This window comes from Pseudomonas sp. AB6 (assembly GCF_034314105.1).
In the GTDB taxonomy this organism is placed as follows: domain Bacteria; phylum Pseudomonadota; class Gammaproteobacteria; order Pseudomonadales; family Pseudomonadaceae; genus Aquipseudomonas.
The window spans coordinates 1,593,363-1,609,274 of record NZ_JAVIWJ010000001.1; the positions used below are offsets into that span (position 1 = coordinate 1,593,363).

Genomic DNA, 15,912 nt, shown 5'->3' on the forward strand with positions numbered 1-15,912 from the left:
CGATAACGTTAGCTCGAGGAGGGAAGGTCTAAATCCGCAGGTGCTAATCTAATCAATACATACTGACCAACTATGGCACATTGAGCGCCATTCACCGCAGTGTAATGTTTCGAGAATTATGATATGAAAATACGTAACGTAAGACTAGCCGCGAGAGCCCTTCTCAGTTTCGGCGTTATTTGTTCTATCTTGATCGCACTGGCCGTAACTGTTCTCTCTAAGCTTAACGACGTGCACAAGTCTGCGTCCCAGCTGCAGACCGATTGGCTTCCCAGTGTTTTACAGGCTGGAAAAATAGAAACGGCAGCACTGCTTTACCGCGTGGATAGTAGGCGCTACGTGATGGACGATGACAGATTGAGCGAAGGCTCTCTGCAAAAAATTGATCTCACGAAGCGCGCATTAACCCAAACGGCTGAAGCGTATACACATTTGGTTTCTAGTGTTGCCGAACAAGAATTATTCAATCAAGTGAAGGTAAATGTAGTCGCGTATCAAGCCAAGGTCGACGAACTTGTACAACTAAGCAAAATAGCGTCATATCCAGAGATGGCAGCTTTTGTCAAAAATACTACCAAACCTCAAGCTGTCGCATTGCAAGCCTCTATTGAGGAATTGATTGCTCTCAATGAGAAAGGTGCTGAGCAGTCAGGCAAAATTGCTGACGACAGCTTCAAAAGTGGATTGATGATTACCATTGTCCTGAGCGTCCTCGCTATTTTTTTCACCATCGTAGTTGCGGTCGTGTTTACTCGAAGTATCAGCCAACCGATCTTGGCACTGCTGCTCAGCACTCGCAAAATAGCTAACGGCGACTTGCGCACTCCCGTGGAGGTTGATGGTGCCGACGAGATAACTGACCTACAAAACGCAACCGCAGCGATGCGTTTAAGTCTCAAGAATACGATCCAACATATCTCTGAATCCTCCAGCCAATTGGCTTCAGCCGCCGAACAGATGAGCGCGATTACCAACGAGTCGAACGTTGGAATACAACGCCAAAGCCTGGAAACCGACCAGGCTGCTACAGCGGTCAATGAGATGACTGCTGCCGTCGAGGAAGTCGCACGCAACGCTGTCTCGGCCTCCAAATCCACCCAAGCCTCCGAACGTTCTGCCCATACTGGCCAGGAGCGTGTCGGCCGGACGATTGCTTCGCTTCAAAAGCTAAGTAGCACCGTTGGGCAGACCGGCGTGGAAGTCGAAGGTTTGGCAAATCAAACACAGAACATCGCTAAGGTTCTTGATGTGATTCGCTCAATTGCCGAGCAGACTAACCTCTTGGCTTTGAACGCTGCCATCGAAGCGGCACGTGCGGGAGAGCAGGGACGTGGATTCGCAGTGGTCGCCGATGAAGTCAGGGCGCTGGCGCACCGTACCCAGTCATCGACCCAAGAAATAGAGCAGATGATCCAAAGTATCCAGAAAGATTCCTCTACGGCCGTACAGTCAATGAAGCAAAGCAGCGAAGAAGCTGAGTCGACCCTGCTGATCGCCCGTGAGGCGGGGGTTGCGATTGAGCAAATAGCGGTCGCTATCTCCGAAATCAATGATCGAAATCTGATGATTGCTGCTGCTTCTGAGCAGCAAGCGCAGGTCGCTCGATCCGTAGATGAGAACCTTATCAGTATTCGAGACTTATCCATACAAAGCTCGTCTGCCGCCAGTCAAACATCAGCGGCCAGCTATGAACTTTCCTTACTTGCCGTTGACCTGAATCGATTGGTGGCAAGTTTTTCGGTGTAGACCTGGTTACGAGGGCCTACCACTGATTGTTCTGATTCGAACTTGGGCACCGCGATGTCTATTTCCAGATTGACCAACGCGGCATGCAGGCTTTTGAAATCACGAGAAACTCGGCATTGAAGCCGTGATTTTGCACTCCGTCTGAACGAAAAATCAAGAGAGCCGACTGGCTCACGATAATTTAAGACTGTTATTACCATGACGGATTTCAGCATGAAGAAGGGTAATCAGCCACCATTGTTGGGCGTCTATACATTAGGCACGTTTTTACTGAGTTTGGCGCCCCTCGCTGAGGAATTAAACGCTCAAGGCTCCACGCTCATAACCTGCACTGATGTTGAGTGCCTACCCTTATTGAGAAATAGCGATTGCCTGCTGTCCGAGCTGACTTGGCTTGAATCACTTGAAGATTTGCAACACACATTGCTATTGGACAAAACGCGTAACTGTAATGAGTGGATCGTGATCACCGATGATCACAGCACCGTAGTGCAACAACGCTATTGGATTGGCATGGGCGCCCACCATTTAATACATCAGCGTAGTTCGCTTGAGCAATTGATCGGCCGCCTCAACCTCAATCAGCCAGAAAAATCTGCACTGCCAAAGATATTACTTCTATCTGATGATGTGCATGCTGATCTGCTCGTCGATGCATTAAATGAAGAGGGTCTAGAGATCATTTTAAATCGCGAGGTAGATCATGCGCTGCAAACCCTAGGGCAGGTGCGACCGGACGTTCTTATTATTGATCTGACCGATGCATGCTCCCATGTGTTGGAGATAGCGGAGATCGCAAAACAATGGCCGGAAACTGATGACTTACCGGTAATTGCGTTGTTCAGTGAGGACTGCATATTCCAACTTCGTCAGGCCAAAGCGCTCGTTCTACTCGACTGGCATGCTAAGCAGATTGCCCCCGGACTGCTAGCCGACATTGCCAAACAACGCGCAGGGGCAGCGCAAAATCGTAGGAGGAGTCATCAAACATGTGTTAAGGACGCCGAGAGGGCCCGAGCGCGCTTGAAAAACTTTCGCCACGCGATCGACCAACACTCGACTGTCAGTTTGGCTGACACCCAAGGGCGCATTCTTCATGTAAGCCATAGTTTTTGTGAAATAAGCGGTTATAGCCGCGCAGAACTTATTGGGAAAACTCATCGCATTGTAAAGTCGGGTATACACCCTCACGAGTTTTACCAGGATATGTGGATGACTATTCGCTGCGGTAAAATCTGGCATGGCGAAGTCTGTAACCGACGTAAGGACGGGCAACTGTATTGGGTTGAGACCACCATCGTACCGTTCCTCAACGAGCAGGGGAAACCCATACAGTACATTTCCATACGCACTGACATGACTCAGCACAAAGCGAATGAGACGGCCCTCCGAGTCAGCCATGAATGTCTTCAGCGCAGCCAGATTGCGGGTCGAGTCGGCACATGGGAGTTTGACATGAGGTCGCGCGCCTTCCAGCTATCCTCTTCGATGATAGGTCTGTTTGGGCGCACAGAGGAATTTGCAGAAGTCAGCTACGAAACATTTTTGAGCCTTATTCATACGGATGATCTTCCGCATGTACTCAACAGTATTAATCGCATGCTTTCGAATATCGACACATACGAAGTCGAGCATCGAGCGATTTGGCCTGATGGGTCGTGGCACTGGTTACTTCAGCGTGGAGAGGCGGAGTTCGATGTCAATGGGCGAGCAATTCGGCTTTTTGGCGTCACTCAGGATATACATGCATTAAAAATCGTAGAGCAGACCCTTCAGGAGAGCGAATTGCGCTTTCGCAGCGCCTTCGACTCCTCTGGCATAGGCATGGCATTGATCGGTTTGGATGGCCGCTGGTTGCAGTTAAATCAAACGCTCTGTGCGATGTTTGATTTTAGCAACGATGAGTTGTTGAAAAGCTTCCCTCAAGCAATTATCCACCCTGATGATTTAAACCATTATCAAGAGGTTCTTAATCGTTTTATTTGTAATGACTGTGTGCCTCAACAATTTGAGAATCGGTACTTCACCAAGGGCGGACGGACGGTCATCGCCGAGCTTAATATTTCTTTGGTTCGCAATGCCGATCAGCAGCCGCTGCATTTTGTTTGCCAAGTTCAAGACATTACCCAGCGCAAAGCAGCAGAGCACCGACTTACCCTATTCGGGCAGATTTTTGAGTCTAGCGAGCAGTGCATCGGCATTTTCGATGATAGGTGTCATATGTTCTATCAAAACCGAGCGCTACGTATCGAGTTAGGATACGAAGATGTTGATCTCCTTGGGCAAAATTTCAAGAATTTCATCGTCGACAAAGAGTCGCCGTCGTCAAAAAAATTGCTGAGAAGCATTTCAGAAGGACGCAATTGGCAAGGACAGTTACCTCTTAGACGAAAAAATGGTTCTGAATTCATCTCTAATAGTTGTGTAGGTCTTGTTAAGGATGAACAAGGTCAGTTCCAGTACGGATTTAATATTTTTACTGACTTTAGCGAAGAAATTGCACGCCATAGAGAACTTGGCCAAGCCAAGGTGGCTGCCAATGCAGCTAATCAGGCTAAAACTGATTTTCTATCGAGCATGAGTCATGAATTGCGTACGCCGATGAATGCTATTCTCGGCTTCGCCCAAATGCTTGAGTGCGACGATAGTCTGGGTGCCGATCAACTTGATAGCGTCCGGGAGATTCTCAACGGCGGTGATCATCTGTTGGCGTTGATCAATGAAATTTTAGACTTAGCCAAAATTGAATCCAGCAGCCTCACCCTGTCTATAGAGCCTGTAGCACTTCACTGTATTGTGGCTGAGTGTTGGAGCCTTATTCAGCCTTTAGCAGATGCTCGCGACCTATCGACCCATTTTTTCATTTCCGAGGAAATCATTGTAAAAGCTGATCGCATGCGCTTGAAACAAGTGCTACTGAACTTGCTCTCAAATGCAGTGAAATACAATCGAGTTGGTGGTCAGATAACGCTAAAAGCGACCCCTTGCGATGTGGGCATGTTGCGTATTGAAGTCTCTGACACTGGGATGGGGATTCCCGCAACTCGTATCGATGAGTTATTTCAGCCATTCAGTCGACTTGATGCGGAATACAGCGAAATAGAAGGGACTGGCATTGGCTTGAGCATTGCCAAACGTCTGGTGAAACTCATGGGGGGTAGCATTGGCGTCAATAGCATTGAAGGTCAGGGCAGTACGTTCTGGCTTGAACTATATGCTGACGAAGCACTCACTCAAAGCACCACCATTGAGCCTGACTGCATCCGCATTCGGCAGGCTGGCAACAACTTTGCAGCTCAGCGCGTGCTGTGCGTGGACGACAATCCGATCAATCTGAAACTGATCAGCACGTATTTTAAAAAGCACCCTCATATTCAAGTCCTCACTGCTAGCTCCCCGGCGCAGGGACTCGAAATTGCCCTCACCCAGACACCCGATCTGATTTTGCTCGACATCAACATGCCGGAAATGGACGGCTACCAATTACTAGCCATTCTTCAGTCAGATCCCCGCACTCGCGTAGTGCCAGTCATTGCCGTCACGGCCAATGCCATGCCATCTGATGTTGAGCGAGCACAGCAAGCCGGATTCGATAGTTATCTAACCAAGCCGATAAACTTTCATCAGTTACTTGAAATATTGAACCGGCACCTTAATCTGGGCGTCGAGGAGTTGGCATGAGTCACCCACCTGTTATGCAGGCCCGTATATTTGCCGTAGACGACGAACCCAGTAATCTTAAGCTACTGGAAAAAATGCTCGTCCGTCAGGGCTATCCAGCCCCTGTCCTAATCCAAGACTCCCGGCAGGTTATTGCGCATTACCTAGAGGCACGTCCAGACCTCATTTTGCTTGATATCAACATGCCGTATCTTGACGGGTACAAGGTGTTGGAGCAGTTACAGGCACTGGATGACCCACTGCTGCCTCCTGTGATCATCCTGACCGCACAGAATGGTAAGGATGAGCTGTTGAAAGCGCTTGCTGCGGGCGCCCGCGACTTCGTCAGCAAACCATTCTCCCGTGTAGAGTTCTTGATGCGGGTGCGAAATTTGCTAGATGCGCAAATAGCTCATCGGCTTTTGCACGACAACCACACGCTATTAGAGCAATTGGTTCAGACGCGGACGCAGGAACTCAATAATGCTCGAATTCAGGCTGTGCAGTGTTTGGGACGTGCTGCCGAGTATAGAGACAACGAAACAGGTTTTCATATTCTGCGCATGAGTCAGTACAGCGCCTTGCTAGCTAAATATTTAGGCTGTTCTGACAAACAATGCGAGCTTTTGCAATACGCTAGCCAGATGCACGATATTGGAAAAATTGGTATTCCTGACCGAATTTTGCTCAAACCTGGAAATTTCAATGACGATGAATGGGAGATTATGAAAACCCATTCGCGTATCGGCGCGAAAATTCTTGAGCAAGGCGACGCTCCACTCATTTGTATGGCTCGCAGCATTGCGCTGACACATCATGAGAAGTGGGATGGCAGTGGCTATCCACAGGGGTTGTCGAGAGCCGCAATACCTCTGGAGGGGCGTATTGTTGCGGTTGCGGATGTATTCGATGCGCTGACTTCAAACCGCCCCTATAAAGTGGCCTGGTCAATCGATGATGCTGTCCAACATATAAATGACGGGGCTGGCGTACACTTTGACCCTGCTGTTGTGGCCATTTTCTTGGAGCATCTGGACGAAATACTTAAAATTCGTGATCGATATATGGAGTTATAAATCGACGTGTCGGCGTTTTTCAAAATACCTTGCTTAGCGTCCAACCGGGCCTTTTGTCCTTTTGCCGCCAGCACGACTCGGTAAGCTTGGGGACGTCCGGCTCTAGTTTTTTAAAGATACGCAAATCGCAGGTTTTTATCGTCCACGTTGCGGAAATTCGGTTTCCCTTTTCGCACAAGATTGGCGTGGATGCGGTGGCCCACGCGACGCTTGCGATAGACGCGCGGGGAGGGGATTCCACGGCCATTTGGCCACCCCTAAGGCAGGCAGCGAAGCAGGATTAATCCACTACTATCGACCTCTTTTATCGAAGCAAAGAGGTCGTCGTGGAAAGCTTATCCATGCGTAAGATTAGAGAAGTATTACGTCTCAAATTCGAGGTCGGCCTGTCTGCTCGCCAGATCGCCGTCAGCTTGCAAGTGAGTCGAGCCAGCGTCGGTGACTATCTCAATCGCTTTGCTGCCAGCGGGCTGATTTGGCCCTCGGCTGTGACCGATACCGAGCTGCAACGACGTCTTTTCCCACCACCGCCTGCGGTTCCCAGGGATCAACGTCCGATACCAAGGCTCACGCTGAACTGCGCCACCCCGGTGTCATGCTGGCTCTGCTCTGGCAAGAGTACCGCCTCAGCCATGAGTAGTCGTCTAAAGCGGCCCGACTGCGTCATAACGCTTGCCTAGAGGACATCGATTACCGCAGTCCCCGTGGCCCGGACAGTCACTGATCCTGCAACTGGGCAGCGGCCCCTGGTTACGGCCGGATACGCCAAGACAGATCTGCTGATCCTGGATGACTGGGGCTTGGCTCCGTTTACCGCTGCGCAACGGCGCAACATGCTGGAACTGCTGGACGACCTTTACGGCCATCGCTCAACACTGGTGACCAGCCAGATGCCGGTGGACAAATGGCACGAGCTGATCGGCAGCCGACCTTGGCCGACGCGATCCTCGACCGGGTAGTACACAACGCTTACCGCCTCGAACTGAAGGGCGAATCGATGCGCAGGCGCTCAACGAAATTGACGACAGCGGGTAAACAATGCAAATCTGCGTCGCTGCGCTCCGACTGCCCGGCCGGATAAGCGTGGAACAGGTGGCCCGATGTTAGTGGAATGAGTGGCCGAATGGCGTGGAATCCGTAGGCTAACTGACAACGCCCAGAAAAACTTGCTGACAGTAACCGGATGAGGCTCGATTTCGGTCATGCCTTTCTCCAAGCCTGTTTTGTAGCCCGTAAAACCATCGAAAACCACCTTGCCGTTCAAGTTGCGCGCATGCTCACCCGCGCGCCTCAGGCTGAGTTATACGGGGGGTAACTGGTGCGGCAATGGTTGGCGAACCGTCACCTATTACCTTTCCCACAGTGATAGGTGTTCGCGAGACAAACAACTAGAGTGTTAAATCTAACCCACCGGTATCTTCGCCATTAGTAAGGAGTCGAAAGCATCGCTCTCTAAAGGTCGGCTCAAGAAATACCCTTGGCCCTCATCGCAACAGACTGCTTTGAGTAAATCAAGATGCTCGATGGTTTCAATACCTTCCGCAGTTACAGTCAAAGACAATGCGCGGCCCAGGCCTACAATGGCTTGAATGATCGATCTATCGTCTTCGCTTTCACCCAGTCGGCTGACGAAACTGCGGTCTATTTTGAGCCCGTCGAACGGAAACGAACGTAGGTAGCTGAGGGATGAGTAGCCGGTTCCAAAGTCATCCATGGATATGCGCACGCCTAAATCTTTCAGAACTCGCATCACTTCAAGAGCTCCAGAAGCGTCTTCAAGCATAACGCTTTCGGTTACCTCTAACTCCAAGCGCTTCGCTTCGAGTCCAGTGTCCTCGATTGCTTTGCCGATTCGCTCAACCAAATTACCGCGTTGGAATTCGGTGGAAGATAAGTTAACCGACACAAAGAGGTTTTCTGGCCAGCGAGCTGCGGTTGCGCAGGCCGTTGTTAGCACCCAGTTGCTAAGTGGGAGGATGAGTCCGGTTTCTTCAGCGATAGGTATAAATGTATCCGGCGAAATCAGGCCTCGCTTGGGGTGCTGCCAGCGCACTAAAGCTTCCGCTCCAACCAGTTCTCCATTATTAATGCGGAAGCGGGGTTGGAAATGCAGGCGCAACTCTCCATGTTTTATCCCGTAACGAAGGTCGTTTTCGAGCTGGCGGCGTTCGATGATTTTTGTATTCATGTCGCTGGCATAGAATCGCCATGTATTGCGCCCTCCGGCTTTAGCCTCATACAACGCAATGTCGGCATACCGCAGCAGCTCCGCTGCCTGAATAGCGTCGTGGGGGGCCATGGCAATGCCAACGCTCGCACTCACAAAAACCTCCTGATCCTCAATCGCTATTGGCTGTTCAATAGAATCGATCAAGCGCCGACACGCCGCCTCCACCTCGTCTGGGGAGCTGACATCATTAAGAATCAATACAAACTCATCACCACCAATTCTCGCAACCAGGTCACCGCTGCGGACGCAGTCGCCCAACCGACGAGAGACTTCGTTAAGAACTTGATCACCGGCGGCATGGCCGAGCAGATCATTTACAGGCTTAAAGCGGTCAAGGTCGAGACTGAGCATCACCAAAGGCTGTTCTTGGGAGGGCGCAGACTTAAGTTTCCCGTCGAGGAACTCTTGTAGCCGAGTCCTGTTTGGCAGTCCGGTCAGAGCGTCGTGTTGCGACAGGTATTCAATACGCCGACGCGCTTCAACTTCGTCGGTTACGTCCGTTGCGGTGCCTCGAAATCCCTCACGGATTAATCCGCGTGCCGATAGTCGAGTAATTCGGGCGTTGTCTCTAATGTCAACGTAGCTACATTGCACGCTGATGTTGTGTCGACGGTTTGGGATGCTTAGCCATTGAGATATCGCGCCGAGGTCGGTATGGAGCAGGTCATCAATGGTTGCACCGATCCAATCGTCTCTGCGCAGCCCTGTCACACTTTCAAACCGCTCGGAAAGGTAAGTAAATCGCCAGTCTCTGTCGATTTCCCATATCCAGTCCGAGCTAGCCCCAACGACATCGCGAAAACGTGCTTCGCTGGTTGCAAGCGCCGCCTGACTTTGCTTCAGGGACTCAAAGCTCAAGTCCAAGGCGAGGGCAGCAACTGTTGTTCGGCGAAGTATCGCCCACGTCATGAGCCAAGCTAGAAAGGCGGCAACGGCGACAAGCGGCAGCATGAAACTAAGCAGGTGGCGGCCAGGCTTCGCAGGGTTCCAGTGAAGTCGGCCAGCGGCCCCGTCCTTACCCAGAGGCAGAATAGACGCCCCCTCAATCTCATCGGACGTGGACAAGTGCAACTCTTCAACCCCGTACTCTTTGCCTATCGTCTCCAATCTACTGCTATCCAGCGTTTCAACGAAGAACAAAACCGAGGCTGGCCCATCATCCCTCTCAACAGTCGGATCAGCCCCTGGCGTTAAAGCGGCCGCCACAACCAAAGCAGGCACACCACCAACATCGACAAATGTTGCCACCGGGGTCTCACTTCTCGCGCCTGCCCTAGCCCGATCAAGAAGGGCTCCGACGGGCTGTCCAAGCCAATCGGCAGCCTTGGTTGCAACTAGCTTTCCTCTTACCACCGAATAGACGGTGCGATCCAACGCGTTCACAACGAACACGCCTTGGACGCCAAAGTCAGAGTAGAGCGTCGATCCAAGGTTTTGCCTGCGGAAGGCCCAGTCGGTGTCTATGGCTGTATGCAAATGTTTGTAGGCATCGCCCCAAAAAGCGTAATCCTTGACAGTCATTACTAGGTTTTTCTGGAGAGTTTGCACCGCTTTCTTAGCGTAAAACGCGCTTTCTTGTTCTTCTGTGCTGTCGAGATTTTGCGCTACGTAGATAAGCAGACAGCTTGCAAGAACAAAAACAAAAGCCAACAGCCTCGCGAAATTGACCAGAGATCTTCTGACAAGCGCCACGCTTGTAAGAGTCGGGCTCCTATGGGATCCCTTGGGAAAGTTAGGCTGTGACATATCGTACCAAGCAATGAAAGGGGAGGCGTGCCTCTATCATCGATGTATCGGCAGTGGTTATAATTTTTTGAGCGACTGGTCAGACGTTCTCTACAGGCCCGCCGTGTGTTGGCTATCAGATGTTGTGGCTAAGTACGACGCTGGCAGTCGAAGTGCCGGGCGGTCGTACTCCTGGGTGACCTGAATTTTGAAGGATTTGGCGTAAGGGCGAAGTCGCGATTGCATGAGAGTGTACACGCCATCCGCTGACTTGCCATCGCTGACCGACAAGCACTATTCGGCCTGCTGTAACAGCTGCCCCTCAAGCCGTTGCACAGTGGACTTGAGGGGCAAGGTCAGGCATCTGCGCTATGTGGGGCCAGGGACACGAGATGTCTATGGGCAGACCAGCTCCAGCGGCATCGATTGCAGCGCCCCAATCACTGGCCTGGCGAATAAATAACCCTGCATGAGTTCAACTCCCAACTCCAGTAGGGCATCGCGCTCCTCGCTAGTCTCAATTCCCTCAGCAACAACGGTGATGTTCAGCCGGTTTGAAAGCAAAGCGATGCTTTCGACTATGGCGCGCCGCGCTCGGTCTTTGTCGATTCCGCGCGTGAGCGCCATATCGATCTTTATGACTTGCGGCTGGAACATCGCCAGAAAGTTGAGGCCAGAATAGCCAGATCCGAAGTCGTCGATAGCCGTGGTGAAGCCTTGGCGCTCGTACTCTTGGAAAATGGATTTCAAATGATCCGGATCATCCACGCGTTCGCCCTCTGTCACCTCAAACATAAGGCGATTGACCGGAAAGTCGAATATGCGAGCTGCTTCCAGGGTTGCGCGGATGCACGTCTCAGCCCTGTACACGGCATTGGGTAGAAAATTGATACTTAGCTTGCATTCGGGGATGGCAGGCAGGCCAAGGCGGGCGGCGAGTTCAATTGCCCTAACTCTGCAGGCCTGATCAAACCGATAGCGATTGGTGTCATTCACCAAGCCGAGGATGTGTGCGGCTGATTCACCATTGACACCACGTACTAATGCTTCGTAGGCGTAAGGTGCCCCTGTGCGGACATTGTAGATGGGTTGAAAAGCCATGGTGAATTCGAAGCCCAGACCTTCAAGATTTCGACATTCCGCGCATCCGACAGCCAGAGGTATAAGTTGCGTCATTGCTAGTCCCTTGATAAATCGACACTCGATATAATCGTTCTCGAATGGTTGGTATCTGCGTGGGTTGATACACGCGTGGCGAGCATTTATGGTGGGGCGTCGGAGATTATGAAGCGCTACTCAATGCTGAAACAGACTCACAATATGCCCAAGACGTTGCGCATCTTCTCCTGCCGCGCGACCACGTGCCAAGGTGCTTTCCGACAGCTTGGCGGTGTGTCCAGCAACGTTGGCTACATTGGTTATCCGCTGGTTGATTTCGTCACTTACCGTCGATTGCTCGCGGGCAGCTTCCGCAATGTGCAGGCTCATTTTCGATATGGAAGCCACTAACACGCTAATATTGATAAGGGCCTGACCTGCTGTTTCAACTCTAGCTACGCCATTTTCGGCGTGCTCACGGCTTTCCTGCATCACTTTTACAGCGTGTTGCGAGACACTTTGTAGTCGCTCAATCATGCTTTGGATTTCTTGTGTTGAGGCTTGCGTGCGGCTGGCCAGTGTCCGCACCTCATCGGCCACCACAGCGAATCCGCGCCCCTGTTCACCCGCACGCGCGGCTTCGATGGCAGCATTGAGTGCAAGTAGATTTGTCTGGTCAGCAATGTTGCGAATAACTTCAAGTACACCGCCGATGGACTGCGAATGCGTCTGCAGTGCTTGAATAACCTCGGCGGCTTCACGCATTTCTTCGGCCAAAGTGCGTATATCATCAATTGTTTGATTAACCACACCGATTGCGGTTTTCGCCTCACGATCAGCATCTTCTGTTTGAGCTGCGCTAGCTCGGGCATTGGAGGCGACACCTTGAACGGTGGCGGCCATTTGGTTGATGGCGGTGGCGACCTGTTCAATTTCGACCCGCAGTACTTCGGCGCTTTGCTCAGCCGCCAATGCATCCGAGACCAGATAGCCGGACGATTGCCCCAAGGTATTACCCACTTCGGCAACTGTTGCGATTTGCCCACGTAGCCCAGCGATGAACTGATTAAAATCGGCGACCACCACACCAATTTCATCATCATTCTCCTGATGCAAGACGACGCGTAGGTCACCGCTGCCAGCACTCAACTTTCGCAATGAACCCGACAAGTGATTTAGCGGCGGCAACACTCTTCGGTTGATCAGCCACAGCGTGATGAGCATGAATACCAGTACAAGCCCCCACGCCAGCAAATTATTAAGTTTGAGAGACTTACGTACTGCTGCTGTGACGTCCTGGTTCGCCTGATATTTTTTGACCAAAGGCTCATGAAGGGCAGAGAAATTTTCTATTACCTCTTCCGAGCGCTTGTCAAAATCCTCCATCACCTTATCGCCAGCGGCTTTGCCTGAGGCGCTGTAGGCCTGAAACATGCGGTCGCCGATGCGATCAAGCGCCTCTATAGGCCCACGAGAAATTTCCAGCTCACGGCCCAGTTCGGGTATCAACGTTTTTAGCTCATTCAGTTTTTCAACTGCCTGTAGAGAATTTTGATGACCTTGAACAACAGAGTCTCGCTCACTGGTCAAACTGGCATCCGTGTAGAACTGCTGGACTTGTGCAGCGTGATAACGAAGCTCTTGAACGACTTCGCGCGCCTCGCTGATTTTCTCTGATTGATAGCCAAGCTCATCCATCCTCTCAACCTGCGAAGACGTCCATAAAGAAAGACCTAACGCCACAAGAACCATTGTGGTCGCGCTGCCAAACATTAGGCGTGCAATATTGAGGTTCATTAATCGTCCTTCAGAGCGGTTTGGAGGTGGCCTTAAACTGTGAGCCCAAGAGCGCTAGAACCATGCCAGCACGAGGCCATGACTGATGATACGAACTTGCACATACTTGTACAATAGCTATGCATGGGTATCACTTGTGCATAGGGATCAGAAGCGTGGTTTCCCTCACCGTCGACTCTATCTGTTTGTAACCGCTCCATTATCTCGATGATTCCCTCAGGCGTGTTGAGCTTTACCAGCGCTTGGCACCTGCCGCCCTGCATGCTGCGATTGACTTCAGATGATGAGCCTCGGCAAGGTGAGGCCGCGAGCTCAGGAGATCCTAATGTTTCCAACGTATTGGATGTTCTCCACCGGGTCGAACTTCAGGCGATAGCATCCGGGATCCCCAGTCATAAATGAATCAACATATTAAAGCAGGGAATTTGCATCATTTTGATTGAATCCGAGCGGCCGCTAAGCGAAGAACCCGTGGGTCATTCGCTCAAGCTCATCCCTGACCAGTAGGTATCCTTCAGCCTCGCGTGCAAGCTCCAGAGGCGCTCGGTCACCGAAAGCTTTTTGGGCTGATTGAGCCAAGCATCTGCCTTTTCTTTGTTGCCAAAAGTCTGTTCGGCTTGGTGCTTTATCTGCTCTAGATAATTCATCTCTGACTTCCGTGGGATGGGCGCTTATTGGTAGGCGCGAGGTTCGCAGACGATTAAGCGATTGCTCAAGCAGCTTCGATTTTGATGATGGGGCGTTTATGTCACTTTACTCTCTCCCTGGCAGCCGCCGATCACAAGGCCGTACCGACTACTGCAGGCTGGGCAGTCAATGCGCGTGCGTCGGCAGAGTATCTCTAGAAGCATTTTACCAAGGCGGTAAAGGATGTCGGGAATTTGGCTTGCTACCTGGGTACCGACCCAGACTATACTGAGGTACATAATAGAGCTGATCGGAGATGTGTCAGTTTTTTTATATATGGAATTTAAGAGAATTAGCAATTGATTAATGATCTTCCGACGTCAGATGAGTTTTTTTCCGCAGGTAAAGAGTTGCTGGACTTTGCTTGGGGTACACTTTTTGATCTTTTCACTGATTTAGATCAAGCGGAGTATTTTGGCTATGATCAGGCGGAGATGTCTGAGCCGTATTGGATTGCAGCTAAACGCCGACTGAGCACCTCTCTTGCTGTTGCCCAGCAGGGTGTTGAACAATTGTTGAAGGGAAAAATATGCGAAATTTCCCCATTCCTTTTAATCAGTGAACCCCCTGCAAAATGGCCATCACCTTACGGAGGGAAGTCTATAAGCTTCAATACCTTCAGGATGCCTGATGCTCAAGACTTGCCCAGAATATATGATACTTTCTCCAGTTCTCCCTTATCTAAGAAGTTCGCGGAAGCTTTCCGCTCGCAACGTGAACAACGTAACGCTATTATGCATTCGACGGGTAAAGACTTTCGCATCCAGGCTACTGAAATCGTTGAGGTGATCCTGTTTTCTTACTCTGAACTTTGCCCGAACGAATCCTGGTTAGGTATTCGTAGAGATTTTTTGAAAACGGGGCCAGCATCTTAGCTTGGTAGCGGCGAATTTGCGACTAACCGAGTTTGTTGGGAAGCAAAGATCGCGATCGACAAACTTCCTCCGGCTTCGGTGTCTCGGTATTTTGGCATCGATAAGAAGCAACATCGCTTTTTTTGCCCACAGTGTATACAAGACGCTAGTTCCGACGATAGTTTTGAATACCCTTTGGCAGTGTTGAATCCTAAGGGGGCTAAGACAAGAAAATTGTATTGCCCTGTATGTGATTCCGAGCACAAAGTGAGGCGGAAGCCGTGCCCTGCTAATTGTGGCGCGAACGTTTTGGATGATGAGGGTACTTGCCTGCTTTGCAAGCAGTCGTGACTAACAGGGTTGATTATCGCTCTATTCGCCCGCGTCTGACTATCCGACAACCAAGGTCGGCCGTGGGCTCTGGGTCGTAAATACTGGTTATTTACTGTTTCACTACGTAGCGGAAAACGGGCGGCTGCGATTATGAATTTGATCCAATCGGGAAGGTTGAACGGGTATGATACATACTCCTATGTGATGGACGTTTTCACGCGTCCGCCAGCGCAGCGTGCAAGTGTTATTTCTGAATCGGTGCCGCACAGGTGGCGACCGGTAGTTATGAAAGTCGGATACCCAGGAACTTACCGTTTTTTTGGCAATGCTAACTTAGGGCAGGCTGGAGTACGCTTCTCTGCTCTGATATTTTCAGTGGCTAAGGCACTAGTCTGCCGCCTAAATACGCATGCGCTAGAGCGATGCCGAGGTATAGATAGAGCTGAAAAACATCAAAGACGGGAGAACAAGTGAGAAAGGAGTTTTTGAAGTCTGCAGAATCCGAGTGGAGGATAAAATCAGTATTGATATCGGAAGTTTTGGTATCTGCCTATCGTATATAGTACCCGCTCAGGTGGCATGCTGAGTATTTGTCAATCCGGATGGTCACTCACTTAATTTTGGCTCAAAGTGAAAATACCCGAACAATCCTTTGATATTCCAATGGTCTGTCCGGCTGCAGGGCGGGCGGTAGTAGAGAGGCATG

8 protein-coding genes and 4 pseudogenes are annotated in these 15,912 nt (G+C 50.8%); 7 read left to right on the forward strand and 5 right to left on the reverse strand.

The window, feature by feature from the left end:
- Positions 1-123 precede the first annotated feature (123 nt).
- The 5 genes and pseudogenes from RGW60_RS07715 to RGW60_RS07735 form a co-directional block, all read left to right on the forward strand.
- Positions 124-1,746 carry a methyl-accepting chemotaxis protein gene (locus RGW60_RS07715; protein ID WP_322183870.1) on the forward strand — a complete coding sequence of 541 codons (1,623 nt, stop codon included), beginning with the start codon at positions 124-126 and terminating at the stop codon, positions 1,744-1,746.
- 213 nt (positions 1,747-1,959) lie between these two features.
- A complete protein-coding gene (locus RGW60_RS07720; protein WP_322203553.1) occupies positions 1,960-5,427 on the forward strand; it encodes a PAS domain S-box protein in 3,468 nt (1,155 codons plus the stop codon).
- Positions 5,424-6,482 carry an HD domain-containing phosphohydrolase gene (locus RGW60_RS07725; protein ID WP_322183874.1) on the forward strand — a complete coding sequence of 353 codons (1,059 nt, stop codon included), beginning with the start codon at positions 5,424-5,426 and terminating at the stop codon, positions 6,480-6,482. The genes RGW60_RS07720 and RGW60_RS07725 overlap by 4 nt, the downstream gene beginning before the upstream one ends.
- 341 nt (positions 6,483-6,823) lie before the next feature.
- Positions 6,824-7,113 (forward strand): annotated as a pseudogene (locus RGW60_RS07730) (IS21 family transposase); the annotation flags it as partial.
- Positions 7,114-7,128: 15 nt separating this feature from the next.
- A pseudogene (locus RGW60_RS07735) lies at positions 7,129-7,563 on the forward strand (ATP-binding protein); the annotation flags it as partial.
- 321 nt (positions 7,564-7,884) lie between these two features.
- Here RGW60_RS07735 and RGW60_RS07740 read toward each other — a convergent pair.
- The 5 genes and pseudogenes from RGW60_RS07740 to RGW60_RS23765 all read right to left on the reverse strand — a co-directional run bounded on the left by RGW60_RS07740 (position 7,885) and on the right by RGW60_RS23765 (position 13,911).
- Complete coding sequence (locus RGW60_RS07740) at positions 7,885-10,458, reverse strand: EAL domain-containing protein (protein ID WP_322203555.1); 2,574 nt, start codon at positions 10,456-10,458, stop codon at positions 7,885-7,887.
- Positions 10,459-10,833: 375 nt separating this feature from the next.
- Entirely contained in the window at positions 10,834-11,613 is a 780-nt protein-coding gene (locus RGW60_RS07745) for an EAL domain-containing protein (protein ID WP_322170271.1), read from the reverse strand.
- A gap of 120 nt (positions 11,614-11,733) precedes the next feature.
- Positions 11,734-12,438, reverse strand: a complete 705-nt coding sequence (locus RGW60_RS23755) for a methyl-accepting chemotaxis protein (protein WP_416194845.1) — start codon at positions 12,436-12,438, stop codon at positions 11,734-11,736.
- A gap of 153 nt (positions 12,439-12,591) precedes the next feature.
- Positions 12,592-13,332 (reverse strand): annotated as a pseudogene (locus RGW60_RS23760) (HAMP domain-containing protein); the annotation flags it as partial.
- A gap of 456 nt (positions 13,333-13,788) precedes the next feature.
- On the reverse strand, positions 13,789-13,911 hold the full coding sequence (locus tag RGW60_RS23765; RefSeq protein ID WP_322170265.1) for an antitoxin Xre/MbcA/ParS toxin-binding domain-containing protein: 123 nt from the start codon (positions 13,909-13,911) through the stop codon (positions 13,789-13,791).
- 407 nt (positions 13,912-14,318) lie between these two features.
- Here RGW60_RS23765 and RGW60_RS07760 point away from each other — a divergent pair, with 407 nt between their 5' ends.
- Both RGW60_RS07760 and RGW60_RS07765 read left to right on the forward strand, forming a co-directional pair.
- A complete protein-coding gene (locus RGW60_RS07760; RefSeq protein ID WP_322170262.1) occupies positions 14,319-14,894 on the forward strand; it encodes a hypothetical protein in 576 nt (191 codons plus the stop codon).
- 375 nt (positions 14,895-15,269) lie between these two features.
- Positions 15,270-15,479 (forward strand): annotated as a pseudogene (locus RGW60_RS07765) (IS66 family transposase); the annotation flags it as partial.
- Positions 15,480-15,912: the final 433 nt, after the last annotated feature.